At 71.4% G+C, this 25,067-nt stretch carries 20 protein-coding genes and 1 tRNA gene; 3 read left to right on the plus strand and 18 right to left on the minus strand.

Annotation, left to right across the window (positions count from 1 at the left end; all coding sequences use genetic code 11):
• Nucleotides 1-258 precede the first annotated feature (258 nt).
• The 15 genes from ACIRR8_RS06200 to ACIRR8_RS06270 all read right to left on the minus strand — a co-directional run bounded on the left by ACIRR8_RS06200 (nt 259) and on the right by ACIRR8_RS06270 (nt 17,874).
• Nucleotides 259-1,650: an MraY family glycosyltransferase gene (locus ACIRR8_RS06200; protein WP_404059600.1), complete on the minus strand. Its 1,392-nt coding sequence runs from the start codon at nt 1,648-1,650 to the stop codon at nt 259-261.
• Nucleotides 1,651-1,734: 84 nt separating this feature from the next.
• Nucleotides 1,735-3,021 (minus strand): serine hydroxymethyltransferase, encoded by a 1,287-nt coding sequence (gene glyA / locus ACIRR8_RS06205; RefSeq protein ID WP_404059602.1) that lies wholly within the window; start codon nt 3,019-3,021, stop codon nt 1,735-1,737.
• Between the two features lie 165 nt (nt 3,022-3,186).
• Nucleotides 3,187-3,828 carry a protein-tyrosine-phosphatase gene (locus ACIRR8_RS06210; protein ID WP_404059605.1) on the minus strand — a complete coding sequence of 214 codons (642 nt, stop codon included), beginning with the start codon at nt 3,826-3,828 and terminating at the stop codon, nt 3,187-3,189.
• Nucleotides 3,825-4,472 carry an L-threonylcarbamoyladenylate synthase gene (locus ACIRR8_RS06215; protein WP_404059607.1) on the minus strand — a complete coding sequence of 216 codons (648 nt, stop codon included), beginning with the start codon at nt 4,470-4,472 and terminating at the stop codon, nt 3,825-3,827. The genes ACIRR8_RS06210 and ACIRR8_RS06215 overlap by 4 nt, the downstream gene beginning before the upstream one ends.
• Nucleotides 4,473-4,524: 52 nt before the next feature.
• Nucleotides 4,525-5,370: a peptide chain release factor N(5)-glutamine methyltransferase gene (gene prmC / locus ACIRR8_RS06220; protein WP_404059609.1), complete on the minus strand. Its 846-nt coding sequence runs from the start codon at nt 5,368-5,370 to the stop codon at nt 4,525-4,527.
• A gap of 46 nt (nt 5,371-5,416) precedes the next feature.
• Complete coding sequence (prfA, locus tag ACIRR8_RS06225; protein WP_404059612.1) at nt 5,417-6,493, minus strand: peptide chain release factor 1; 1,077 nt, start codon at nt 6,491-6,493, stop codon at nt 5,417-5,419.
• A gap of 177 nt (nt 6,494-6,670) precedes the next feature.
• Nucleotides 6,671-6,895 (minus strand): 50S ribosomal protein L31, encoded by a 225-nt coding sequence (gene rpmE / locus ACIRR8_RS06230; protein WP_003966263.1) that lies wholly within the window; start codon nt 6,893-6,895, stop codon nt 6,671-6,673.
• Nucleotides 6,896-7,055: 160 nt separating this feature from the next.
• Entirely contained in the window at nt 7,056-8,159 is a 1,104-nt protein-coding gene (locus tag ACIRR8_RS06235; protein WP_404059615.1) for an LCP family protein, read from the minus strand.
• A 389-nt stretch (nt 8,160-8,548) separates the two neighbouring features.
• The gene (gene rho, locus ACIRR8_RS06240; RefSeq protein ID WP_404059618.1) at nt 8,549-10,597 is read right to left on the minus strand and encodes a transcription termination factor Rho; all 2,049 of its coding nucleotides are present in this window, start codon (nt 10,595-10,597) and stop codon (nt 8,549-8,551) included.
• A 389-nt stretch (nt 10,598-10,986) separates the two neighbouring features.
• Nucleotides 10,987-11,904 (minus strand): homoserine kinase, encoded by a 918-nt coding sequence (gene thrB / locus ACIRR8_RS06245; RefSeq protein ID WP_404059620.1) that lies wholly within the window; start codon nt 11,902-11,904, stop codon nt 10,987-10,989.
• Nucleotides 11,905-12,239: 335 nt separating this feature from the next.
• Entirely contained in the window at nt 12,240-13,310 is a 1,071-nt protein-coding gene (gene thrC / locus ACIRR8_RS06250; RefSeq protein ID WP_404059623.1) for a threonine synthase, read from the minus strand.
• Nucleotides 13,311-13,317: 7 nt separating this feature from the next.
• Complete coding sequence (locus ACIRR8_RS06255; protein WP_404060696.1) at nt 13,318-14,607, minus strand: homoserine dehydrogenase; 1,290 nt, start codon at nt 14,605-14,607, stop codon at nt 13,318-13,320.
• Between the two features lie 97 nt (nt 14,608-14,704).
• Entirely contained in the window at nt 14,705-16,096 is a 1,392-nt protein-coding gene (gene lysA / locus ACIRR8_RS06260; RefSeq protein WP_404059625.1) for a diaminopimelate decarboxylase, read from the minus strand.
• Between the two features lie 32 nt (nt 16,097-16,128).
• Nucleotides 16,129-17,301 (minus strand): ArgS-related anticodon-binding protein NrtL, encoded by a 1,173-nt coding sequence (gene nrtL / locus ACIRR8_RS06265; RefSeq protein WP_404059627.1) that lies wholly within the window; start codon nt 17,299-17,301, stop codon nt 16,129-16,131.
• Nucleotides 17,302-17,460: 159 nt separating this feature from the next.
• Nucleotides 17,461-17,874: a response regulator gene (locus ACIRR8_RS06270; protein ID WP_404059630.1), complete on the minus strand. Its 414-nt coding sequence runs from the start codon at nt 17,872-17,874 to the stop codon at nt 17,461-17,463.
• Between the two features lie 173 nt (nt 17,875-18,047).
• On the opposite strand from ACIRR8_RS06270, the gene ACIRR8_RS06275 reads away from it, so the two are divergent.
• Nucleotides 18,048-18,119: transfer RNA gene (locus ACIRR8_RS06275), tRNA-Arg, on the plus strand.
• An 85-nt stretch (nt 18,120-18,204) separates the two neighbouring features.
• On the opposite strand, the gene ACIRR8_RS06280 is transcribed toward ACIRR8_RS06275, so the two are convergent.
• On the minus strand, nt 18,205-19,098 hold the full coding sequence (locus ACIRR8_RS06280; RefSeq protein ID WP_404059633.1) for an HNH endonuclease: 894 nt from the start codon (nt 19,096-19,098) through the stop codon (nt 18,205-18,207).
• Nucleotides 19,099-19,363: 265 nt separating this feature from the next.
• On the opposite strand from ACIRR8_RS06280, the gene ACIRR8_RS06285 reads away from it, so the two are divergent.
• Entirely contained in the window at nt 19,364-21,094 is a 1,731-nt protein-coding gene (locus ACIRR8_RS06285) for a hypothetical protein (RefSeq protein ID WP_404059636.1), read from the plus strand.
• On the opposite strand, the gene ACIRR8_RS06290 is transcribed toward ACIRR8_RS06285, so the two are convergent.
• On the minus strand, nt 21,063-22,853 hold the full coding sequence (locus ACIRR8_RS06290) for a serine/threonine-protein kinase (RefSeq protein WP_404059639.1): 1,791 nt from the start codon (nt 22,851-22,853) through the stop codon (nt 21,063-21,065). The genes ACIRR8_RS06285 and ACIRR8_RS06290 overlap by 32 nt on opposite strands.
• Nucleotides 22,854-22,943: 90 nt before the next feature.
• Entirely contained in the window at nt 22,944-24,020 is a 1,077-nt protein-coding gene (locus tag ACIRR8_RS06295) for a Ku protein (protein ID WP_404059642.1), read from the minus strand.
• A 67-nt stretch (nt 24,021-24,087) separates the two neighbouring features.
• Between ACIRR8_RS06295 and ligD the strand changes: the two genes are divergently transcribed.
• A complete protein-coding gene (gene ligD, locus ACIRR8_RS06300; protein ID WP_404059644.1) occupies nt 24,088-24,987 on the plus strand; it encodes a non-homologous end-joining DNA ligase in 900 nt (299 codons plus the stop codon).
• The last annotated feature ends 80 nt before the right edge of the window (nt 24,988-25,067 follow it).

The raw sequence follows: 25,067 nt of genomic DNA on the forward strand, positions 1-25,067 counted from the left end.
CTCCACTGGTCTTGGGGAGGAATGGGGCGTCGTCATGGACGAGCGTAGGCCCGGTCCGCGAGGCGGATTTCCCGGTCCGAGGACCGTCTCACTAGGGTCCTTCGGCTCCGTCGCCGGGTCTCGTGAACGGTATCACAAACTATTTGATGAGGTCTTTACCTGGAAAGTGTGCCAACTGTCACACATGAGAGTTAATCCGCGCGTGTGTGCACGACAAGACGGCGCAATGTCTGGTAAGGCGCCGCGGAATCCGAATCGTCAGCGCGAAGAGTCGATGGACCGGCGTTCAGGGAAACGCGAACGAGCGCCGATCGCGGTCGCTCCGTTGACGCCGGACACCCCGACCGCCACCGGGGCCCGTTCGGAGCCCTCCTCGCCCATCTGAGCGCCTTCCAGGGCCTGTTGGGGCCCGGAGGTCGCGGGGGCGGACTTCTCGTCGTACGCGGAGGAGGAAGCCGGCTCCGGGGCGGGGCGGCGGTAGCGCGGCGGGACCAAGCGGTTGGCCCACTGCGGGGTACGGGGGGTGAAGCGCGGCATCAGGAGCAGGACCAGGCCGGCCGCGCTCGCCGCCATGATGGCGAACACGATCCACGACGACGCCGAGTGGACCGAGTAGCCGACGGTGCCGAAGGCGATCAGGGCCGACCAGAAGTACATGATCAGCACCGCCCGGCTGTGCGAGTGGCCGATCTCCAGCAGGCGGTGGTGCAGATGGCCGCGGTCGGCGGCGAACGGCGACTGGCCGTTCCAGGTGCGGCGGACGATGGCGAGGATCAGGTCGGCGGCCGGGATCGCGATGATCGTCAGCGGCAGCAGCAGCGGGATGAAGACCGGGAACATCGCGTGGGTCGCCCCGCGCTCACTGCCCTCGAAGAAGATCCGCATGCTGTCCGGGTCGACCTGGCCCGTGATCGAGATCGCGCCCGCCGCGAGCACCAGGCCGATCAGCATCGATCCCGAGTCGCCCATGAAGATCCGCGCCGGGTGCATGTTGTGCGGCAGGAAGCCCAGGCACATGCCCATCAGGATCGCCGCGAAGAGCGTCGCGGGGGCCGCCGCCTCGATCCCGTACCCGATCCAGAGCCGGTAGGCGTACAGGAAGAACGCCGCCGAGGCGATGCACACCATGCCCGCCGCGAGCCCGTCCAGGCCGTCGACGAAGTTGACCGCGTTGATCGTGATGACGACCAGCGCGACGGTGAGGAGCGTGCCCTGCCACTGGGTGAGAGCGACCGTGCCGACACCGGGGATCGGCAGCCACAGGATCGTGAGCCCCTGGATGACCATGACGGCGGCGGCGATCATCTGGGCGCCCAGCTTGATCAGGGCGTCCAACTCGAACTTGTCGTCGAGGACGCCGATCAGCCAGATCAGGGCGGCGCCGGAGAGCAACGCCCTTGGTTCGTTGGAGAGTTCGAAGACGCTCTTGAGGTTGTGGAGGTGGTCGGCGACGATCAGCCCCGCACACAGCCCGCCGAACATGGCGATGCCACCGAGCCGGGGTGTCGGCTCCCGGTGGACGTCGCGCGCACGGATCGCGGGCATCGCCCCGATCGCGATGGCGAACTTCCGCACCGGTCCGGTCAGCAGATAGGTCACCGCTGCCGTGACACAGAGCGTCAGCAGGTAATCACGCACGGGCTGCCCCACAGGTTTCGCCGGCCATCTCAGCCCCACACCCTAGTCTCTGATACAAGGACTCAACGGTACGGGTGATGGTTCCATGCGCCTCGCCTACCCCGGATAGGGAGCATTCCGCTCCGCCAGCTCCCGGACCTCCGCCGCGACCGGGCCCACATCGCCCGGCTCCCGCACCGCCGCTCCGAACAGCGCCGCGATCCTCGCCATGTCCCCCTCGTCCATCCCCTGCGTCGTGACGGCCGCGGTCCCCAGCCGGATGCCCCGCGCCTCCCCGTACGGCAGCGCGCAGGTGTCCAGGACCATGCCGGCCGCCGACAGCCGCTCGCGGGCGGTGCGGCCGTCGACGCCGAGCGGGGCCGGGTCCACGACGATGATGTGGGTGTCCGTGCCACCGGTGGTGACCTCGAAGCCCTCGGCCTCGAGACCTGCGGCCAGCACCCGGGCGTGCGCGACCACCTGGTGGGCGTACAGCGTGTACGCCGGTGTCTCCGCCTCCCCGAACGCGACCGCCTTCGCCGCCACCGTGTGCATCTGCGCACCGCCCTGCGTGAACGGGAACACCGCCCGGTCGATCCGCTCGGCCAGCTCCGCGCCGCACAGGATCATGCCGCCGCGCGGTCCGCGCAGCACCTTGTGCGTGGTGGCGCAGACGACGTCGGCGTACGGCACCGGGCTCGGCGCCGCTCCCCCGGCGATCAGCCCCATCGGGTGGGCGGCGTCGACGATCAGGTACGCGCCGACCTCGTCGGCGATCTCCCGGAACAGCTCGTAGTCCGGGTGGCGCGGATAGGAGATCGAGCCGCAGACGATCGCCTTGGGCCGGCGGGCTCGGGCCAGGGCGCGGAGCCGTGTGTAGTCGATGAGGCCGCTCGAAGGGTCCACGCCGTAGCCGACGAAGTCGAACCAACGGCCGGAGAAGTTGCCGGGCGCCCCGTGGGTGAGGTGTCCGCCGTACGGGAGTCCCATCGCGAGCACCGTGTCGCCCGGGCGCAGCAGGGCGGCGTAGGCGGCGAGGACGGCGGAGGAGCCGGAGTGCGGCTGGACGTTGGCGTGTTCTGCGCCGAAGAGCGCGGTGGCCCGGCGTACGGCGATGCGTTCGGCGGCGTCCGCGTGCTCGCAGCCGCCGTGGTGGCGGGCGCCCGGGTATCCCTCGGCGTACTTGTTGGCGAGCGGCGAGCCGAGGGCGGCCAGGACGGCGGGCGAGGTGAAGTTCTCGGCGGCGATCAGCTGGAGGCCGCCGGCCTGCCGGTCCCGCTCGGCGAGCAGGACCCCGGCGACCTCCGGGTCCTGGCGGAGCAGCGCGCCGAAGTCCTGGGGCAGGTCGTCGGGCGCGGTCGGCCCCGGGACGGGTGCGGGGGCGGCGGGAGAGGTGACCGGCATGGGACGGCTCCGGGCCTGGAGGAGGGTGTGCCGGCGAGGGGCCGGTGTCAGCTCCAATGTAGGCCGGGGCGGGGCGGTGTGCCCGCTGTCGCGAGGTCCCGTACGCCGGTCGGCGCACCGGCGCATGAGGAGGAGTGCGTAGGGCGGCCGGCGCGCGTACGTCCGTCAGAGCGGGGCGCGTACGCCCGTGAGCGCCGTGACCACCGGGTCGAGGGCCTGGTTGATCTCGTCGCCGATGGAGCGGAAGAAGGTGATGGGGGCGCCGTACGGGTCGTAGACCTCGTCCGCCTCTGCGGTCGGGGCCAGCAGCCAGCCGCGCAGTGCTGCGGCGGCGCGGACCAGGGCGCGGGCGCGCTCGACGACGCCCTCGTCGAGCGGGTCGGGCAGGGTGGCCGGGTCTATCGCCCGGACCAGCCGGGTGAACTCCTTGAGCGTGAAGGTCCGCAGGCCCGCGGAGTGGCCCATGGAGATGACCTGGGCGCGGTGGTCGCGGGTGGCGGTGAGGACCAGGTCGGCGCGGATCACATGCTCGTCGAGCAGCTCTCGGCCGACGAAGCCGGTGGCGTCCGCGCCGAAGTCCGCGAGGACCACCTCGGCATTGGCCTCCATGGGGGCACCCTCATGGCCCCAGGTGCCCGCGCTCTCCACGATCAGGCCGCCGCTGAGCGGGTCGCCGAGGCGGCCCACCAGGGCATGGCGGGTCAGCCGCTCGGTGATCGGCGAGCGGCAGACGTTGCCGGTGCTGACGTGGAGGATGCGGAAGGTGTCGGTCCGCCCCGCTATGCCACGCCCCTCGGGGGCGGTCAATTGGCCACCTCGAGGTCGGGGACCACCTTGCGCAGCTCCTCGACGGAGAGCGCGCCGGCCCGCAGGAGGACCGGGGTCGTGCCGGTGACGTCGACGATGGAGGACGGCACGATGCCGGGCGTCGGACCGCCGTCCAGGTAGACGGAGACGGAGTCGCCGAGCATGCCCTGGGCCGCGTCGCAGTCCTCCGGCGAGGGGTGTCCGGTGAGGTTGGCGCTGGAGACGGCCATCGGGCCGACCTCGGTCAGCAGCTCGATGGCGACCGGGTGCAGCGGCATCCGGATGGCGACCGTGCCCCGGGTGTCGCCGAGGTCCCACTGGAGCGAGGGCTGGTGCTTGGCGACCAGGGTCAGCGCGCCCGGCCAGAAGGCGTCGACCAGCTCCCAGGCCTGCTCGGAGAAGTCGGTGACCAGGCCGTGCAGGGTGTTCGGGGAGCCGATGAGGACGGGGGTGGGCATGTTGCGGCCGCGCCCCTTGGCGTCCAGCAGGTCGGCGACGCCCTCGGCGCTGAAGGCGTCCGCACCGATCCCGTACACCGTGTCGGTGGGCAGCACGACCAGTTCGCCGCGGCGGATCGCGGAGGCGGCCTCGCGGAGCCCCGTGGTCCGGTCGGTGGCGTCGTTGCAGTCGTATCGCCGTGCCATCAGCCGGCCTCCTCAAGCGTGTACGGGTACGGGATGTGCTGCTGGGGGCCGGTCACGGCATGGCCTTGCGGGCGGTGGCGAAGCGCGGCCGCTTGTTGAGGTCGGGGTGGTCGGCCGCGTCGGCCCAGCCCCGCTCCTCGGTGAAGATCCACGGCACCTGGCCGCCCTGGGTGTCGGCGTGCTCGATGACGACGAGGCCGCCGGGGCGGAGCAGCCGGTGGGCGGTGCGCTCGATGCCGCGGATGGTGTCGAGGCCGTCCTCGCCGGAGAAGAGGGCCATCTCCGGGTCGTGGTCGCGGGCCTCGGGGGCGACGTACTCCCATTCGGTGAGCGGGATGTACGGCGGGTTGGAGATCACCAGGTCGACCTGGCCGTCGAGCTCGGGAAGGGCGCTCAGAGCGTCTCCCTTGTGGACGGTGACCCTGGACCCCTCGGCGTTCTTCCGGGTCCACCTGAGGGCGTCCTCGGAGAGCTCCACGGCGTGCACCCGTGAGCGCGGGACCTCCTGCGCCATGGCGAGCGCGATCGCGCCCGAGCCGGTGCACAGGTCGACGACGACGGGCTCGACCACGTCCATCGCGCGGACGGCGTCTATGGCCCAGCCGACGACCGACTCGGTCTCCGGACGGGGTACGAAGACACCAGGTCCGACCTGGAGCTCCAGATAGCGGAAGAAGGCGCGGCCGGTGATGTGCTGGAGCGGTTCGCGGGCCTCACGGCGGGCGATCGTCTCCCAGTACCGGGCGTCGAAGTCGGTGTCGGGCACTGCGTGCAGCTCGCCCCGCTTCACACCGTGGACGAAGGCCGCGAGTTCCTCGGCGTCGAATCGCGGTGAGGGGACACCGGCGTCGGCCAGCCGCTGGGTGGCCTGGGCCACCTCGGCGAGCAGCAGGTTCATCGCGGTTCTCCGTACGGTTCACGGGTGTGCGGGGCGGGCGGGGTGCTCAGGCGTTGGCGAGCTTGGCGGCGGAGTCGGCGTCGACGCACGCCTGGATGACGGCGTCCAGCTCTCCGTCGAGCACCTGGTCCAAGTTGTACGCCTTGAAGCCGACGCGGTGGTCCGAGATGCGGTTTTCCGGGAAGTTGTACGTCCGGATCTTCTCGGAGCGGTCGACCGTACGGACCTGGCTGCGGCGCACGTCGGAGGCCTCCTGCTCGGCGGCCTCCTGGGCGGCGGCGAGCAGCCGGGAGCGCAGGATGCGCATGGCCTGCTCCTTGTTCTGGAGCTGGCTCTTCTCGTTCTGGCAGGAGGCGACGACACCGGTCGGCAGGTGCGTGATGCGGACGGCGGAGTCGGTCGTGTTGACGGACTGGCCGCCGGGGCCGGAGGAGCGGTAGACGTCGATACGCAGGTCGTTGGCGTGGATCTCGACGTCGACCTCCTCGGCCTCCGGGGTGACGAGCACGCCCGCGGCGGAGGTGTGGATGCGGCCCTGGGACTCGGTGGAGGGCACGCGCTGCACGCGGTGCACGCCGCCCTCGTACTTCATCCGGGCCCAGACGCCCTGACCGGGCTCGGTGGCGCCGTTGCCGCCCTTGGTCTTCACGGCGACCTGGACGTCCTTGTAGCCGCCGAGCTCGGACTCGGTGGAGTCGATGATCTCGGTCTTCCAGCCGATGCGCTCGGCGTACCGCAGGTACATGCGCAGCAGGTCGCCGGCGAACAGGGCCGACTCGTCGCCGCCCGCGCCCGCCTTGATCTCCAGGAGCACGTCCTTGTCGTCGCTGGGGTCGCGCGGGACGAGGAGGAGGCGGAGCTTCTCGGTGAGCTCTTCGCGCTGCTTCTCCAGCTCCTTGACCTCGGCCGCGAAGTCGGGGTCGTCCGCGGCGAACTCGCGGGCGGTCTCGATGTCCTCGCCGGTCTGCTTCCAGGCCCGGTACGTGGAGACGATCGGGGTCAGCTCCGCGTACCGCTTGTTCAGCTTGCGCGCGTTGGCCTGGTCGGCGTGGACCGCCGGGTCGGCGAGCTTCTTCTCAAGACCGGCGTGTTCGCCGATCAGTTCCTCGACCGCCTCGAACATTCGGGGGCTCCTGGTTGGTCTGAAATCTGCGGGCCTGCTGGAGGGCGTGACTGCCCGGTGGGGTGTACGGAGGGGCTCACCCTGTGTTGCGGAGCGCTCCCCCGGACACCCGACCGGAAAAAACGCCGGTTCCGACGCCCCCGGGAAGAGGGCGCCAGGAACCGGCGCAGTGGCTCGCTACTTGCTGGCGGAGCCGGCAGCCTTGCCGAAGCGGGCCTCGAAGCGGGCCACGCGGCCGCCGGTGTCGAGGATCTTCTGCTTGCCCGTGTAGAACGGGTGGCACTCGGAGCAGACGTCGGCACGGATGGTGCCGTTGTCGATGGTGCTCCGGGTGGTGAACGACGCACCGCAGGTGCAGCTGACCTGCGTCTCGACGTACTCGGGGTGGATGTCGCGCTTCAAGGTGTCTCCTAGTTTCGGGAGGGCGCCGGGTCGTCCGCGCGGATTGCGCGGCCGTGAACCGGGGCCGACGTACCAGTCTGCCAGGACCGGCCGTATCTCCCAAAACCGGGGGCGGGCCGCAGGTATTCCCCGCAGGCCTCAGCGCGCCGTCCGTCCGGCCTCAGCGCACCACCTGTCCGGCGTCGCCCTGGTCCCCGGCGGACTTCTCGGTGGCGGAGGCCGGGATCGGGCGGTCCTGCTGCAGCGCCGCCCACACCTGCTTGCCGGCCTCCTCCTGCGGGAGGACCCGGTTCGGGTCGGCCGGGTCGTACTCCACCGGCAGGGTCACCATGTGCACGTTCTCCGCGCCGAGCTCCTTGAGGCCGTTCGCGAAGCCGGTGAGCTTCTTGACCGAGCCGAGGCCGGAGTCGGTGGTGAGCGCCTTGGTGGCGGCGTCGGCGAGGCCGAACAGCTTCTGCGGGCTGGAGAACACGCCGACGCTCTTCGCCTGCTCCATCAGCGCCTTGATGAACGCCTGCTGGAGCTGGATCCGGCCGAGGTCGCTGCCGTCGCCGACGCTCTTGCGGGTGCGGACGAGGCCGAGGGACTCCTCGCCGTCCAGCGTGTGGGTGCCGGGCTCCAGGTCGAGGTGGCTCTTGGAGTCGTTGATGGCGGTCCTGGTGGTGATCTCGACGCCGCCGAGCTCGTCGATGAGCTTCTCGAAGCCGGTGAAGTCGACCTCGACGTAGTGGTCCATGCGGATACCCGACATGGATTCGACGGTCTTCACCGCGCAGGCCGGTCCGCCGACCTCGTACGCGGTGTTGAACATGGCTCGGTGGGCGGCGGGGACCGTCTCGTCCGTGGTGTCGCTCGCGCAGGAGGGGCGTTCGATCAGGGTGTCGCGCGGTATCGAGACGACACTCGCCGTCTTGTGGCCCTTGTCGACGTGCAGGACCATCGCCGTGTCCGAGCGGGCGGCGCCCTCGTCGGCGCCGTACTTGCCGTTGTCGCCGGAGCGCGAGTCCGAGCCCAGCACCAGGATGTCCTGCGAGCCGTCGTCCACGTCGTCGGGCCGGTCGTCGCCCAGCTTGGCGTCGATGTCGATGCTGGAGAGATTGCCGTCGAGGGTGACGTACGCGTATCCGAGCCCGGCGCCGCCGACGACCACCACGCCCGCCACCGTCCAGGCCGCGACGGCCTTCGTCCGGTGCCTGCGGGAGGGCTTCTTCCGGCGGGTGCCGGTGCCGCGTATCCGCCCCGGGGTCTTCTTCTGCTCGCTCACGCGTCTCCCTCGTTACGGCGCTCCACCTGCTCCTCGCCCCCGGGCCGTGACGGTTCCGGGAGGGTTTGTCATCTCTTGATCAGACGGCGAAGCAGCAAGAAGGGTTGCACAGGGCCCTGTGCGTCCCGCGTGAGCGACGAAGGGCGCGTGGAGCCCGGCCGGCGGCTCGCCCTGCGGCGTTCACCTGCGGTTTCGTGGCCCTGACACGTACCGGCGGAGGCGCCGTGCGACTGCCCGGTGTGTGGCCAAGGTCTCGGGGCGGAGGCCGGGAACGCGGAGGGCCCCCGGCACCGTGGTGCCGGGGGCCCTGGGGCCTCGCGTCTGGATCGTGCCGGGCTCGCGGACCTGACCCGAACGAAAGACCCTTGGCGTCAACTGCCTTGGCTGCGTCAGTCGTTGCCGTTTCCGCTGCCCGGCGTCGTCTTCTGGATCTGGAGCAGGAACTCCGCGTTGGACTGGGTCTTCTTCATCCGGTCCAGGAGGAGCTCGATCGCCTGCTGCTGGTCGAGCGCGTGCAGCACCCTGCGCAGCTTCCAGACGACCGCCAGCTCGTCGGTGCCGAGCAGGATCTCTTCCTTACGGGTGGAGGACGCGTCCACGTCCACCGCCGGGAAGATGCGCTTGTCCGAGAGCTTCCGGTCGAGCTTGAGCTCCATGTTGCCGGTGCCCTTGAACTCCTCGAAGATCACCTCGTCCATGCGCGAGCCGGTCTCGACGAGCGCGGTGGCCAGGATGGTCAGCGAGCCGCCGTCCTCGATGTTCCGCGCGGCACCGAAGAAGCGCTTCGGCGGGTAGAGCGCGGTCGAGTCGACACCACCGGAGAGGATGCGGCCGGAGGCGGGCGCCGCGAGGTTGTACGCGCGGCCCAGCCGGGTGATCGAGTCGAGCAGGACGACCACGTCGTGACCCAGCTCCACGAGGCGCTTGGCACGCTCGATGGCCAGCTCGGCGACGGTGGTGTGGTCCTCGGCGGGACGGTCGAAGGTCGAGGAGATGACCTCGCCCTTCACCGACCGCTGCATGTCGGTGACCTCTTCCGGACGCTCGTCGACCAGGACGACCATCAGGTGGCACTCGGGGCTGTTGACCGTGATCGCGTTGGCGATGGCCTGCAGGATCATGGTCTTACCGGTCTTCGGCGGGGCCACGATGAGGCCACGCTGACCCTTGCCGATCGGGGCCACCAGGTCGATGATCCGCGTCGTCAGGATGTTGGAGTCGGTCTCCAGACGGAGCCGGTCCTGTGGGTAGAGCGGGGTGAGCTTCTGGAACTCGGGGCGGCCCCGGCCGGACTCCGGCGCCATGCCGTTGACCGAGTCGAGGCGGACCAGCGCGTTGAACTTCTCGCGCCGCTCGCCGTCCTTGGGCTGCCGCACCGCACCGGTGACGTGGTCACCCTTGCGCAGGCCGTTCTTACGGACCTGGGCGAGCGAGACGTACACGTCGTTCGGGCCCGGCAGGTAGCCGGAGGTCCGGATGAACGCGTAGTTGTCGAGGATGTCCAGGATGCCCGCGACCGGGATCAGGACATCGTCGTCGGCCACCTGCACATCGCCGGCGAAGTCGTCGCGGCCACGGCGGCCACGGCGGTCGCGGTAGCGGCCACGGCGGCCACGGCGGCCGCCCGCCTCGTCGTCGAAGTCGTCCTGCGGACCGTTGTCCCGGTTCTGCTGGCCGCCCTGACCCTGGCTCTGCCCCTGGCCCTGGCGCTGCGGACGCTGCCCGCCGCCGCCCTGCTGGCCCTGGTCGTCACCCTTGCCCCGGCGGTCGCGCTGGCGCTCACGGCGCTCACCCCGGTCACCGCGCTCGCGGTCACCACGGCCCTGGCGGTCGCCACGGCGGCCCTCGGCGGTGTCGGCGGCGGCCTCGGCCTTGGCGTCGCCCTTGGGCTCGGCGCGCTCCTCGGTCTTCTGCTCGGCCTGCGGCTCCGCCTTGACCTCGGTCTTCGCCTCGGTCTTGGTGTCGGGACTGCCCGCCTGCGCGGTGGCGCGGCGGCGACGGCGCTCGCCCGCGGGCTGCTCGTCGCTGGCCGGCTGGCCGGGGATGTCGATCTGCTGCTGGGCCGCCTTCTCGGCGGCGGCGGCCTCGTCCCCGGTGCGCGCCTTGGAGGTGGCACGCCGCTTGGGCTTGCTCTCCGCCTCGGCGGCGGGGGCTTCGCCCCCGCTACCAGCCTTGGAGGAGGCCTTGGGGGCGGCGGATCCACCGCCGGCCTGCGTCTCCTTGATGACCTCGATCAGCTGGCTCTTGCGCATCCGCGCGGTACCCCTGATGCCGAGGCCGGACGCGACCTGCTGCAGCTCGGCCAGGACCATGCCGTCGAGGCCGGTGCCGGAGCGGCGGCGCCGTGCGGTGGTGCCAGAGGCAGCACCTTCGGCGGGCGCGGCGCTGTCGACGTTCTTGTCGGCAGTCACGCCCATCAGATCGGTGGTGTCGCTCACGAAGGGTCCTTCCCTGGAGCGGACGTCGGCCTTCTGGCTCGGCGACCGGTTGTGCTGTCCGACTGCGGTCTGTCGATCTTGCTGGATCGCGGACCTTGCCGGGGCGGTGGTCCGCCGGGTACGGCGGAGAGATGAACGTGCGGGGTCCGGCGCGAGATCCCCCTGCTCGGCCCACTCCTGGACGAGCGAGGGGTGTCGTGCCGGTTCCGGAGCGTGCTCGAAACTGCTCAGGCAGGCTGCTCAGGCAGTTGGGGAGGCTCCCGGAAGAATGGTGGTCCCGGAGGGGGACACGAAGCAACGCGCCTCAAAGACGTCGGTTGCAGACTTGAGGTTAACACTACCGGCTCCAACAAACATTCCCCCTCTCAGCCACCGGTAATCACATGCGGTTACGCGGCCAGTGGCAGCACGGTGGCGCCCGCGGAGTCGAGCGCCAGCCGGTTCGCGGCCCAGCCCTCGCCCGCCAGTCGGGCGACCTTGTCGGCGGATCCCTCCTCCGCCAGCGCGAGCACCGTGGGGCCCGCGCCGGAGATGACCGCGGGCACGCCGTCGGCGCGCAGCCGGTGCACCAGCTCGACGCTCTCGGGCATCGCGGGGCCCCGGTACTCCTGATGGATCCGGTCCTCGGTGGCGGCGAGCAGGAACTCGGGACGCCTGGTCAGCGCCTCGACGAGCAGAGCCGCGCGGCCCGCGTTGAGGGCCGCGTCGACGTGCGGGACGGAGCGCGGGAGCAGGCCGCGCGCCGTCTCGGTGAGCACGGGCCGGCCGGGCACGAAGACCACCGGAACGACGAACTCCGCCGGGTCCATCCGGATCGCCCGGGCCGCTCCGCCGTCCATCCACGCGAGCGTGAAGCCGCCGAGCAGACAGGCCGCGACGTTGTCGGGGTGGCCCTCGATCTCGGTGGCCAGCTCCAGCAGGGCCTCGTCGTCGAGCCGGGCGTCACCGCCGGTCGTCACGGCGCGGGCGGCGACGATTCCGGCGCAGATGGCGGCGGAGGAGGAGCCGAGGCCGCGGCCGTGCGGGATGCGGTTGGCGCAGACGATCTCCAGGCCGCGGGGCTGGCCGCCGAGCAGGTCGAAGGCGGTGCGCATGGCGCGTACGAGCAGGTGGCTCTCGTCCCGGGGCAGCGTCTCGCCGCCCTCACCCGCGATGTCGATGTGGAGTCCGGAGTCGGCGACCCGGACGACGACGTCGTCGTACAGCCCCAGCGAGAGACCGAGGGCGTCGAAACCCGGACCCAGATTGGCGCTGGTTGCGGGGACGCGCACCCTGACGGCGGCGGCTCGGAACGCGGGACCGGCCATCGGCTGGACGACTCCTTGTAAGGCGGCGGGGATTGCGGTGCGGTGGATCTGCGGCGGTGGGGGCGGGTCTGCGGTGTGGGGCTGCGGGGGTGGGGCCGGTGGCCCGGCCCGTACGCGCCGTACACGACGGCGATCGCGCCGCGACAGAGCCGTCGGGCGGATGTCGGGCGGATGGGTACAGCTTATCGAAGGAAGGTTCTGTCGCGACATAGGGCGCACAGGAGGCGCACGATGCGTGTCGCCCGCCTCCTATGCGCTCTCCGCCCCGAAAAGAGGGCGGTTGAGCTGGGTTGTCTCGTCTTGGCCCCGGTTCGGGGCCGCAGTGACCGTGAAGGTCAGACGAGGCCGAGCTTCTGTGCGGCGGTGGCCGCGTCGACCGGGACGGTGACCGGCTGCGGGGCGCCCGCGACGGCCCAGTCGGGGTCCTTGAGGCCGTTGCCGGTGACCGTGCAGACGATGCGCTGGCCGGGATCGACCTTGCCCTCCTCGGCGGCCTTGAGCAGACCGGCGACCGACGCGGCCGACGCGGGCTCCACGAAGACACCTTCCTGGGAGGCCAACAGCCGGTAGGCGGAAAGGATCTGGCGGTCCGTCACCTCGTCGATGAAACCGCCCGACTCGTCCCGGGCGGCCAGTGCGAAGTCCCAGGAGGCCGGGTTGCCGATGCGGATGGCGGTGGCGATGGTGGACGGGTCCTTGACGACCTCGCCGCGCACGATGGGCGCGGAACCGGAGGCCTGGAAGCCCCACATGCGCGGGGTGTGGGTGGAGACGCCGTCGCCGGCGTACTCGCCGTACCCCTTCCAGTACGCGGTGATGTTGCCCGCGTTGCCGACCGGCAGGACGTGGATGTCGGGGGCGTCGCCGAGCGCGTCGACGATCTCGAACGCGGCGGTCTTCTGACCCTCGATACGGACCGGGTTGACCGAATTGACCAGCGCCACCGGGTAGTTGTCCGAGAGCGAGCGGGCCAGCGTGAGGCAGTCGTCGAAGTTGCCGTCGACCTGGAGGATCTTGGCGCCGTGCACGAGCGCCTGGCCCATCTTGCCGAGCGCGATCTTGCCCTGCGGTACGAGGACGGCGCAGACCATCCCGGCGCGCACCGCGTACGCGGCCGCGGAGGCCGAGGTGTTGCCGGTGGAGGCGCAGATGACGGCCTTCGCACCTTCCTCCTTGGCCCGGGTGATGGCCATGGTCATGCCGCGGTCCTTGAACGAACCGGTGGGGTTGGCGCCCTCGACCTTGAGGTGCACCTCGCAGCCCGTGCGCTCGGAGAGGACCTGCGCCGGAACGAGCGGCGTACCGCCCTCACGAAGCGTGACGACCGGCGTCGTGGCCGTGACCGGAAGCCGGTCCCGGTACTCCTCGATGATGCCGCGCCACTGGTGGGTGCCCTTGCTGGTCATGGGTCCTTTACTCCCCTTCAACACGCATGATGCTGGCGACACCGCGCACGGTGTCGAGCTTGCGCAGCGCTTCGACGGTCCCGGAGAGGGCGGCGTCGGGCGCGCGGTGGGTGACGACGACGAGGGACGCCTCGCCGTCCTTTCCCTGCTGGCGGACGGTATCGATGGATACGCCCTGCTCGGCGAAGACCGTTGCCACCTGAGCGAGTACACCCGGCTTGTCGGCCACGTCGAGACTGATGTGGTAGCGCGTGACGACCTCGCCCATGGGGCTGACCGGCAGGCGCGTGTAGGCGGACTCACCGGGTCCGGTGGCCTCGCCCAGTTTGTTGCGGCAGACCGCGACCAGGTCGCCGAGGACCGCCGAGGCGGTCGGGGAGCCGCCGGCGCCGGGCCCGTAGAACATCAGCTGCCCGGCGGCTTCGGCCTCGATGAACACCGCGTTGTACGCCTCGCGGACCGAGGCCAGCGGGTGGCTGAGCGGGATCATCGCGGGGTGGACGCGGGCGGTGACGGACTGCCCGTCGGCGGCGCGCTCGCAGATGGCGAGGAGCTTGACCGTGCAGCCCATGCGGCGGGCGGAGGCGATGTCGGCGGCGGTGACCTCGGTGATGCCCTCGCGGTGCACGTCACCGATCTTCACGCGGGTGTGAAAGGCGATCCCGGCGAGGATCGCGGCCTTGGCGGCGGCGTCGAAGCCCTCGACGTCGGCGGTCGGGTCGGCCTCGGCGTACCCGAGGGCGGTGGCCTCGTCGAGCGCCTCGGAGTAGCCGGCGCCGCTGGTGTCCATCTTGTCGAGGATGAAGTTGGTCGTGCCGTTGACGATGCCCAGCACCCGGTTGACCTTGTCACCGGCGAGCGACTCGCGCAGCGGGCGGACCAGCGGGATGGCCCCGGCGACGGCGGCCTCGTAGTAGAGATCGCGGCCGTACTTCTCGGCGGCGGCGTGCAGGGCCGCGCCGTCCTCCGCGAGCAGCGCCTTGTTGGCGGAGACGACGCTCGCGCCGTGCTCGAAGGCGGTGGTGATGAGCGTGCGGGCCGGCTCGATGCCGCCGATGACCTCGATCACGACGTCGATGTCGCCGCGCTGCACGAGCGCGGTGGCGTCGGTGGTGACCAGTGCGGGATCGATGCCCTCACGCACCTTCGCGGGGCGGCGGACGGCGACGCCGACGAGCTCCACGGGTGCGCCGATGCGCGCCGTGAGGTCGTCGGCGTGCGTCGTCATGATGCGCGCCACCTCTGAGCCGACCACTCCACAGCCCAGCAGCGCCACCTTCAGCGGACGCGTACGCATCATCCGACCTCTTTCTCATCAAGCTCACGTGTGGACCAGTCTCACTCACCGGACGGGCGTTTCTGACCCCCGTCCGGATCCTGAGATGACTATTTCATCAGCCGACATCGAGGCGCAGGAGATCTTCCTCCGTCTCGCGCCGGACGATGACGCGTGCCTCGCCGTCCCGGACGGCGACGACCGGGGGGCGCAGGGCGTGGTTGTAGTTGCTCGCCATCGAGCGGCAGTACGCGCCGGTGGCGGGGACCGCGATCAGGTCCCCGGGCGCCAGGTCGGCCGGGAGGAACGCGTCCTTGACCACGATGTCCCCGCTCTCGCAGTGCTTGCCGACGACCCGGACGAGCATCGGCTCGGCGTCCGAGGTGCGCGAGACGAGCGCCACGCTGTACTCGGCGTCGTACAGCGCGGTACGAATATTGTCCGACATTCCGCCGTCGACGCTGACGTAGGTGCGCAGCCCTTCGAGGGGCTTGATCGTGCCGACCTCGTACAGCGTGAACGCGGTGGGGCCGACGATGGCGCGGCCGGGCTCGACGGAGATGCGGGGCGTACGCAGCTTCGCGGCCTCGCACTCGCGGGTGACGATGTCGCTGAGCGCCTTGGCGATCTCGTGCGGCTCGCGGGGGTCGTCCTCCGAGGTGTACGCGATGCCGAGGCCGCCGCCGAGGTCGATCTCGGGCAGCTCGACACCGTGCTCGTCGCGCACCTCGGCGAGCAGCTGCACGACGCGCCGGGCGGAGACCTCGAAGCCGGCCATGTCGAAGATCTGCGAGCCGATGTGCGAGTGGACGCCGATGAGTTCGAGTCCGTCGAGCGAGAGGGCCCGGCGCACGGCCTCGGCGGCCTGGCCGTCGGCGAGCGCGATGCCGAACTTCTGGTCCTCGTGCGCGGTGGCGATGAACTCGTGGGTGTGCGCCTCGACGCCGACGGTGACCCGGATCTGGACGCGCTGGCGGACACCGTGGCGCTGGGCGGTGTGGGCGACGCGGACGATCTCCTGGAAGGAGTCCAGCACGATGCGCCCGACGCCGGCCTGGACGGCCCGCTCGATCTCGGCGACGGTCTTGTTGTTGCCGTGGAAGGCGATGCGCTCTGCGGGCATGCCGGCGTCGAGCGCGGTGGTCAGCTCGCCACCGGAGCACACGTCGAGATTGAGCCCCTCCTCCTTGAGCCAGCGCACGACGGCACGGGAGAGGAAGGCCTTCCCGGCGTAGAAGACGTCGGCGTCCGGCCCGAAGGCGTCGGCCCAGGCGCGGCAGCGGGCGCGGAAGTCGCTCTCGTCGAGGAAGTAGGCGGGGGTCCCGAACTCCTCGGCGAGCCGGGCGACGGCGATCCCGCCGACGGTGAGGGCGCCGTCCGCGTCGCGGGAGACGGTACGGGACCAGACCTTCTCGTCCAGGACGTTGAGGTCGGCGGCGGGGGCGGAGTAGTGCCCCTCGGTCAGGACGTCGGCGTGACGGGGACCGGCGGGGTGTGCGGAGCGGCTCATCGTGATGCTCTCTCGGGTCTCTTCTGATCTCGTCAGAGGTGTTCGGGCGCGCTGATACCGAGCAGGGACAGGCCGCCGGCCAGCACCGTCCCGGCGGCCTCGGCGAGGGCCAGCCGGGAGCGGTGGGCGGCCGAGGGTTTCTCGTCGCCGGAGGGCAGCGGGGAGCCGCTGCCGTGGAAGTCGAAGAACGCGTGCGCGACGGCTTCCAGCTGCCGGGCGACCCGGTCGGGCGCGCGGTGACGGGCTGCGGTGAGGAGGACGCCGGGGTGGTCGGCGAGGAGGTCGAGGAGGGGGCGGGCGGAGCCGTCGTACGGGGTGGGTTCGGCGTACGGGATGGGCTCGACGCACGAGGTGGGGGCTTCGTACGGGACGGGGCTCGGGTGCGGAGCGGACTCGGCGGTTCCGTGGGCGGCGGGCGCGGCATCGGGTGCGGAGGTGAACCCGAGGGCGGCGGCGCCACGGGTGAGCGCGCGAGACCTGGCGTAGGCGTACCGGACCCGGAAGAGCGGGTTGGCCTCACCTTGGACGAGCAGCTCGTTCCCCAGCGGGGCGCGGTCGCGCGGGGCGGGCCGCAGCAGCCCCCAGCGGGTGGCGTCCGCGCCGAGCCGCTCCAGCAGCTCGGCGGCGGTGGCATGGGCGGGCACGGGGCGGATCGTCGTGGCGAAGGGGTCCGGTGGCGTCTCGCGCGGCTCGGCGGTGCGGCCGAGGCGACTCCGCTCCAGGTCGCCGCCCTCTTCGCTGCTGACCTCGACCCGGGCGCCTTGCGCGGCGAGGAGCCGGCGTACGGCATCGGCGGTGACGGCCGCGCGCACCTCGGGCGCGTGGCGGAGCCGGACCTCCTCCCCCCTCAGCGCGTCCCCGTGTCCGTAGGCGCTCCCCTGCTCCCGTACGGCGTCGAGCACGGCCCGGTCGCCGGCGGCCGGGGCGTCCAGGGTGAAGCTCAGGAACCCGGGCCCGGTGATCTCGACCCGCCCGATGCCGGGTTCGGCGGCGACCCGTTCGCGCAGGATCCGCGCGACCTCCAGGGCCGGCAGTCCGGCGTCCCCGGCGAGCTGGAGCGCGACCGCACAGGCGTAGTCGCCGCTGCCGCCGGGCCGGGCCCTCTCCACCCGTACGCGCGCGGGCACGGAGGCACGCAGCGCATTCTCGTCGACCGCGCGGCGCACGGCGTGCAGCACGGTCCGGGAGAGATCGGCGGGGGTCACGGGACAAGCGTAGGGGAGGAGGAGGGGCACTCCGCGACCCGGTTTCGCCATGCGGTCGGCTGGTGGAGGCCACCGCGGGTCGGCGGGTGACGGATCCCGTGGCAGCCGGTGCTCGTCCGCGTGCGCCGAGGCCGGTCGGCGGGTGACGGATTCCGTGGCTCAGCCGGTGGTGGAACCCGCCCGTCCGGCACCGCTCCGCCCGTCGACCGGAGGCCGCTCCTCCCCCGTGGCCAGCCGGTGCACCATCCGCACCAGCTCGCTCGGCTCGAACGGCTTCGCCAGGAACGCGTCGACCCCGGCCGAGTCGCCCGCGTCCACCTCGTACGGCGTGCAGCCGCTGATGACGGCGATGGGCAGATGGCGGGTACGGGGGTCGGAGCGCAGGCCGGACGCGGTCTCCAGGCCGCCGAGGCGCGGCATCACGACATCGAGGGTGATCACATCGGGACGAACCCGGTGGACCAGGTCCAGGCACTCGACACCATCGGCCGCGGTCACGACCTCGAAGCCCTCCAGCTCGAGATTGACCCTGATCAGCTGCCGGATGACCTTGTTGTCGTCGACAACAAGCACGCGGCCGTACGCCCCTGACACCCTTCGAGAGTAGGTCGGCCCCGGCGACCGCGTCCGGCGTTTGCCCACTTCCGCCCCGGACGGGGGACGGGCTGACGCGACGGAATACCTGTTCACGGAGACCCGTCGGGAGCTGGTAGTGTTTCACCCGTCGCAGAGCAACACCGCGATACGCCCCCGTAGCTCAGGGGATAGAGCATCGGCCTCCGGAGCCGGGTGCGCAGGTTCGAATCCTGCCGGGGGCACTTCGCAGGAAGTGCCGACAAGACCCCGCCACCAGCGTTCACGCCGGCAGCGGGGTCTTCGCGTGTCCGGAGTCGGCTTCGGCCGTCAGCGGTGCCCGCACAACGCCCGGTGATAGCGGATGTGGTCCGGCTCGATGACATGGTCGGCATGGAGCTTGAGCTCGTACTCCACGGCCCCCGTCGAATTCCTCCGCACCGTCCAGTCCTCCTCGATGTAGATGGCGAACCTGTCGAACTCGACGTGATGGTTGGGGCACAGGCACAGCAGGTTGGACAGCCGGTCGGGGCCGAGGTGGGGTCCGCCGAGCCCGCGGATGTGAGCCGCCTCGCTGTAGTGGCTGTCCATCGTCTCGACGCGGGCTCCGCACACCTGGCACGCGTCGTCGTACATCTCCTTTATGTGCCGGACGAGCCGCGCGTCCCGGTCGGGCCGGAACGAGGTGTGCCTGCGGCGAGGCACGTTTCCTTCGCGGCCGGGGAGCTCACCGCTCGCGCTGGCGTATCCCGCGAGACCGACGCGCTCCAGCAAGGCCGCCCGATCGACGTCGGGGAGGTGCCGGGAACAGATCAGGCCGATGGCTTCGGCGCGTGCCAGCGAGCGGCGGAGCACCTTCGCCGCCTCCTTGCCGAAGCCGGCCCTCGCCCCGGCTGCTGTCAGCTGGGACGGGGTCGGCGAGCTCTTCTGCGTATCGATTCCCTCCACGTCCCAGAGGCCGCTGCTGCGCAGGTGCCAGAAGGGGTACTGGGGCGTGACCCGCGAGTCGGGGAGTCCGAAGTCCCGCAGCAGCGGCCCGACCTCCTCACGGAACGTCTGCCACCCGACCAGTTGGTCCCGCGCGCTGTCCCGCTCGGCGGCCAGGCGGCCGATGGCCCAGAGGAGGGTGATGGGCTTGTGGCGCGACGGCCGCCGGTCCTTGATGTGGGTCTGCAGATTCTTCAACGCACCGAGCACGTGTTCTTCGCCGCTGTTCGTCGTCACGACGATCAGGCTATCCAGAGGCACCGGCAAGCCTCGCCCGGACGTGCGAGCTCCGCACGCTGGAGCCGCACCGGCGCCGGGCCTCGGAGGACGGACTCGGCGATCCGGCCCGCTCGGTCAACACCTGTCACTCCAGGCCTATTTGGCCCTATAGATCATTGATCGATACGACAACACGCGCAAAATGCCGATGCGCGCGCGTGAACCGAGTTGGCCCCGGGCAGAGTTCCGACGACTTGTGAGGCTCGGCGGTGGGGGGACCGTGATGGAGTCGGATGACCGGTACGGGAGTACGGGGCAGGGTGCGGCCGGGGGCGGGTTCGGCGGCGCCGTGCCGCCGCCTTCCGGGCCGTCCGGGTTCGGGCCGCCTGTCTCCGGGCCGCCCTCCTTCGGGGCTCCGCCGCCTCCGTCCGCTCCGCCCGCCGTCGGGCCGCCGCCTCCCGGGGCCGGGCTTCGGGCCGTCGCGGCCGGGCTGCTCAATCTGGCCGGGCTCGGGCTCGGTTACGCGTTGTTGGGGCGGTGGGGGCGGGCCGTCGGGTGCTGGGTCGCCACCGGGGTGCTGCTCTTCGTGGCGCTGCCCGCCGATCCGGACGGGGTGCCCGCGCGGGTGCTCGTCGTCTATCTGTTCCTGCTCGTCATGGCCGCCGCCGACGGGGCGCGGATCGCGCTGCGTTCGGCGCTCGGTGGGTCCTGGCGGCCGGTCGTCGCGGTGGCGCTGGGTGTGGTGCTGCTGGCCGTTCCGGTCGGTGGGGCCGTGGCGTACGGGGGCGCTCGGGACGAGGCGCGGGAGGAGATGCTGCTCGACCGGCTGGAGCGCGGGGACCGAAAGGTCGCGGCCGCGGCCACGCAGCCGTTCGGGACGGTGAAGGGTGAGTACGAGGCGGCGCTCGGTGTCTATCGCGCGCTCGACCGGGACCATCCCGGCTCCCGGGCGGCGAAGCTCGTGCCGGACCGGCTGAAGGCCTTCTACGACGCCGTCTCCTCCCCGTACACCGGGAAGCGGCACTGCGATGCCGTCGAGCCGCTGGCCTATCTGCGCACCCTGCCGGGGTCGGTGGGCGGGGAGTTGCTGGGCGAACTCGCCGGTTGGCCCGACACGCCGCTCGCCGAATCGCTGTACGGGTGCGGTGTCTCGCGGCTGGGCGGGGTGGCCGCCGGAGGCTCGGCGGAGTTCGGTGAGCTGTTGCGTACGTTCCCCGGGTCCGCGTCCGCGCGGCAGGTGGCCCCGGCCATCGGCGGGCGGATCGACGGACGCGTCACGGAGGTGAAGGGCGGCGATCCGTGCGCGGCCACCGAGGCGTTGCGGGGGCTGAGGTCCACGGTCGCCGCTCTGCCCGCCGAGAGCGTTCCCGGGCTGAGCGCCAAGGCCGGAAAGGGGATCCAGGACGGGGTGTACGCCTGCGGGGTGGACCGGTTCAAGGAGAAGAGGTTCGGCGAGGCCCGGACCACGATGGTTGACTTCGCGCGTTCCTACAGGAGTGACGGGCGGGCCGCGCAGGCGCGGAAGATCGCCATCGCCGCGGAGATAGCCGACGCCCGGGCGGCGGCCGGCAAGCGGCTGCCGCCGTCGGGCCCGCCCGGCGGGCCCCGGATGGAGCTCGTCATCAGCAACGACGCGCCCAACGCCGTCGAGGTGCTCTACACCGGGCCGGTCACCGGCACCGTCTCGCTCAAGCCCTGCGGCGACTGCGAGCGCTACAGCGCGTCGGCCGGTCCCGCGCTCGCCTGCAAGGCAGGTGGCAGGAGCTACCCGAAGGCCCGGCTCCAACTACCCGCGGGCGAATACCACTTCCTCTACAAGCACGGTACGGGCGCCTCGTCCCGGGTGGACAGTTACGCGGCCGGATCGAAGGTCCAGCCGGGGTACACGTACACCAGTTGCACCTATGTCATCGAGCGCGGTCCTCCGGGGCTCGATCTGCCCCTGCTGCCCGACTACGTCAAGCCGGTGTCGGCTCCGCCGCTCAGCCCTTCTCGCGCGGGTTCTTCTCGATGACCCGGCCGTCCAGGCCGGCGGTGAGGAAAGCGCCGCCGTAGTTGTCGGAGACGTAGACGCGCAGCACCGGGCGGTCGCCGTGGAAGGGCGAGGACGGGTCCAGGATCACGTAACTGCTCTCCGGATCCGGGATGTTGAGGCTCGTCCTGGCGGTCCGCAGCAGGGCCGGCAGGGTGTCCCAGTCGACCGAGTCCAGGTCGACCGCCTTGTCCCCGGACATGAGCGTGCCGCCCATGTCGTCGTTCTTCGCCTGTCCGTCCCGGTAGCTGAACCGGTCGTAGAGAAGGGAGTTGGACTTCAGCGGGGCCTGGGCCGAGGCGTGCTCGCCGTAGAGCGTGAAGTCGGTGACCTTCGTGCCGCCCATCAGCGGCTTGAGGGCCGCGATGGCCTGGCGCGCGCCTTGCGGGGTGAGGAGGTCGGTGGGCGCCTCCGCGCCGTCGTCACCGTTGTCGTCCGCGCCGGTCCCTTCGTCGTCCACGACCGGTTGGCCGGCCGCGGTGGGCGGCGCGGCGCCGCGGTCGTTCGCCGGGGCGCTCGCCGTGGTGTCCGGGCGGTTGTTCCCCTTCGCGCCGTCGTCGCCTCCGCCTCCTCCTCCTCCTCGGAAGAACGACGGGTCGATCATCCAGAAGACGCCTGCCAGCACCGCCGCCGAGACGACGGTCGCGGCCGTGGTGATGATCCGGGTCCGGCGCTGGAGGCGGTGTCTGTGCTCCTCTTCGCCGCCCGAGACCGTCGGGACCGTGACCGGGGGCGTTGACGGGGGCGGTGTCGGAGGCGTCGACGGGCCGGCGTACGGGTTGTTCGCGTACGGGTGGTGTGGTGCGTCCACCGGGGTGGGGAAGGGCGTCGGGTGGCCGAAACCGGTCGGTGGCTGCGGCGGCGGCGATCCGTACGCGCTCCTGGGGTCCGGGGCCGGCTGAGGCCGCGCCGCCTCCGCCAGCATCCGGTCGAGGGTTCCGGCGTCCGGGCGGGCCGGGATGTCGCGGGTCAGGAGCGCCTTCAGTACGGGGGTGAGCGATCCGGCCCGTACCGGCGGCGGTACCTCCTCGTCGAGCACGGCGGCCAGGGTGGCGAGCGTGGTGGCCTTGCGCAGCGGGTGGTGGCCCTCGACCGCGACGTACAGCATCATGCCGAGCGACCAGAGGTCGGAGGACGGGTCGCCCTCGGTGCCCCGGATGCGCTCGGGGGCTATGTAGTCGGGCGAGCCGATCAGGGCGCCGGTCATCGTGAGGCTCGTCGACTCGCGGATCGCGGCGATGCCGAAGTCCGTGAGGACCGGGCGGCCGTCGGTGCGCAGCAGGACGTTGGCGGGCTTGACGTCGCGGTGCTGGATGCCGGAGGCGTGGGCGGCGTTGAGGGCGGAGAGGATGCCGCGGCCCAGTTCGGCGGCCTCGGCCGGGTCCATCGGCCCTTCGGCCAGCCGGTCCTGGAGGGAGGAGCCGGCCACCAGCTCCATCACGATCCAGGGGTAGCCGTCCTCGCCGGGGTCGACGATGTGGTGGACGGTGACCACGTTCGGATGGTCCAGGCGGGCCAGGGCGCGGGCCTCGCGCAGGACCCGGGCGCGCAGGGTGCGGGCGCCCTCCGGGTCGTACTCCGCGAGCGCCGGGTCCGGAGGCCGTACCTCTTTCAGGGCCACGTCACGGTGGAGCGCCTCGTCGTGGGCCCGCCACACCATGCCCATGCCACCGCTGCCGAGCCGCTCCACCAGGGTGAAGCGGCCGTCGATCACCCGTCCCGAGGGGGTCTCTGCGCTCATGCGCCGTAGCGTACGGGGGACGTACGACAGGGGGGAGCCGGGGCCGGGAGTCCGTGCCCGGGCCGGTACGGGCGTCGGTCCGCGCGGCGGTCAGGCGGAGGCTCGTCTGCGGGGTGAGGCCGTCTTCTTCTTGGTGGTGCCCCGGCCACCCGACGACGCCTGCTTCTTCGCCGGCTTAGCCGACTTCGCCGGCTTGGCCGAGGACGAGCCCTTGGACGAGGAGGCGGAGGAGGTCGACTTGGACGCCGTCTTCTTCTGTGTCGCCTTCTTGGCCGTGGAGGCCGTGGAGGCCGTCGACTTCTTCGTGCCCGTGGACTTGGGCGTGGACTTCTGCTGCGCCGTCTTCTTGATGGGGTGGACGTCCGCCATGTCCCCCTCCTCGCCGTCCTCCCCCCGGGACTTCTTCGCCGCGCGGACACTGCTCTCCAGCGCCGCGATCAGGTCGATGACCTTCCCGCCGCTCTCCTTCGACTCCGTCGGCCGCACCGCCTCGCCCGACGCCTTCGCCGCGATCAGTTCCTCCACCGCCTCCCGGTAGTCGTCGTGGAGGCTGTCCATGTCGACCTCGCCGAGGGTGTCCATCAGCGCGTCGGCCAGGTCGAGTTCGGCGTCGCGGACCGTGACGTCGCCCTCCGGGGCGACGCCTTCGGGCGCGCGGATCTCGTCGGGCCAGAGGAGGCCGTGCATCGCGATCACGTCGTCCACGACCCGGAGCATGCCGAGCCGTTCGCGGCCGCGGAGCGCGTACTTGGCGACGGCGACCTTGTTGCTGCGCTTCAGCGCCTCGCGCAGCAAGGTGTACGGCTTGGCGGCCGGGACCCCGTTGGCGGAGAGGTAGTACGCCGCGTCCATCTGGAGCGGGTCGATCTCGTCGGCGGGCACGAAGGCGACGATCTCGATGGTCTTGGCCGTGGGCAGCGGGAGCTGGGCGAGATCCTCGTCGGTGATCGGGATCATCGTGCCGTCGGCGTCCTCGTACGCCTTGCCGATCTCGCCGCCGGACACCTCCTCCTCGTCCAGCTCACAGACCTTGCGGTAGCGGATCCGGCCACCGTCGGCGAGGTGGATCTGCCGGAAGTGGATCGAGTGGCTCTCGGTGGCGTTGACGAGCTTGATCGGGATGCTGACCAGCCCGAAGGAGATCGCGCCGTTCCATATGGACCTCACCGTTCACCCCTTATGGCCGCTCAGGACGTTTGCGTAGGTTTCGGATATTTCGTGTGACTCTTATCGTATGACGCCGATCACGGAGGTGGAGGGGCGGCGCCTCTCGCTCAGCAATCTCGACAAAGTGCTGTATCCGGCTACCGGGACCACCAAGGGCGAGGTGCTGCACTACTACGCGGCCACGGCGGCGGCCGCGATCCTGCCGCATCTGCGCGACCGGCCGGTCTCCTTCCTGCGCTATCCGGACGGGCCCGGCGGGCAGCTCTTCGTCACCAAGAATCCGCCGCCCGGTACGCCCGACTGGGTGGAGACCACACCCGTCCCGCACAGCGATGACCCGGGCGCCCGCCAGGTGATGGTCCAGGACCTACCGGCGCTGATGTGGGCGGCCAACCTGGTGGTGGAGTTCCACACTCCGCAGTGGCGGGCGCAGGCGCCGGAGACCGCCGACCGGATGGTCCTCGACCTGGATCCCGGCTCCCCCGCGACCGTCGTGGAGTGCTGCGCGGTGGCTCTCTGGCTGCGGGAGCGGCTCGCCGCCGACGGACTCTCCTCGTACGGGAAGACGTCCGGCTCCAAGGGCCTGCATCTGCTGGTCCCGCTGGAGCCGGTCTCCTCGGCCGTGGTGTCCTCGTACGCCAAGCGGCTCGCGATGGAGGCCGAGAGCGCGCTCCCGGCGCTGGCCCTGCACCGGATGAAGCGCGCCCTGCGCCCCGGCAAGGTCTTCGTCGACTTCAGCCAGAACTCCGCGTCGAAGACCACCGCCACGCCGTACACCCTGCGCGCCAGGGCCGAGCCCGCCGTCTCCGCGCCGGTCACCTGGGAGGAGATCGAAGGGTGCCGGTCGCCGGAGGAGCTGGTGTTCCGGGCGGAGGACATGGCCGCGCGGCTGGAGCGGTACGGGGACCTGCTCGGCCCGCTCCTCGACCCGGAGGAGGCGCGAGCGCTTCCGGCGGATCTGCCGTGACGCGCAGCCGGTCCACCGGTTCCCTTTCGGTCATCCCGTCATGGCAGGGTCATGACCTGGTCACGGCCTGAGGAAAGGCC

This window comes from Streptomyces sp. NPDC101178, assembly GCF_044767965.1.
Classification (GTDB): Bacteria; Actinomycetota; Actinomycetes; order Streptomycetales; family Streptomycetaceae; genus Streptomyces.

Excerpts from the sequence above, each read along its gene's own strand:
- glyA (WP_404059602.1), bottom strand. The coding sequence starts at position 3,021 with ATGCCGGTCACCTCTCCCGCCGCCCCCGCACCCGTCCCGGGGCCGACC.
- ACIRR8_RS06215 (WP_404059607.1), bottom strand. The coding sequence starts at position 4,472 with ATGGCACGGCGATACGACTGCAACGACGCCACCGACCGGACCACGGGG.
- prmC (WP_404059609.1), bottom strand. The coding sequence starts at position 5,370 with ATGAACCTGCTGCTCGCCGAGGTGGCCCAGGCCACCCAGCGGCTGGCC.
- prfA (WP_404059612.1), bottom strand. The coding sequence starts at position 6,493 with ATGTTCGAGGCGGTCGAGGAACTGATCGGCGAACACGCCGGTCTTGAG.
- thrB (WP_404059620.1), bottom strand. The coding sequence starts at position 11,904 with ATGGCCGGTCCCGCGTTCCGAGCCGCCGCCGTCAGGGTGCGCGTCCCC.
- thrC (WP_404059623.1), bottom strand. The coding sequence starts at position 13,310 with ATGACCAGCAAGGGCACCCACCAGTGGCGCGGCATCATCGAGGAGTAC.
- ACIRR8_RS06255 (WP_404060696.1), bottom strand. The coding sequence starts at position 14,607 with ATGCGTACGCGTCCGCTGAAGGTGGCGCTGCTGGGCTGTGGAGTGGTC.
- lysA (WP_404059625.1), bottom strand. The coding sequence starts at position 16,096 with ATGAGCCGCTCCGCACACCCCGCCGGTCCCCGTCACGCCGACGTCCTG.
- ACIRR8_RS06285 (WP_404059636.1), top strand. The coding sequence starts at position 19,364 with ATGGAGTCGGATGACCGGTACGGGAGTACGGGGCAGGGTGCGGCCGGG.
- ACIRR8_RS06290 (WP_404059639.1), bottom strand. The coding sequence starts at position 22,853 with ATGAGCGCAGAGACCCCCTCGGGACGGGTGATCGACGGCCGCTTCACC.
- ligD (WP_404059644.1), top strand. The coding sequence starts at position 24,088 with ATGACGCCGATCACGGAGGTGGAGGGGCGGCGCCTCTCGCTCAGCAAT.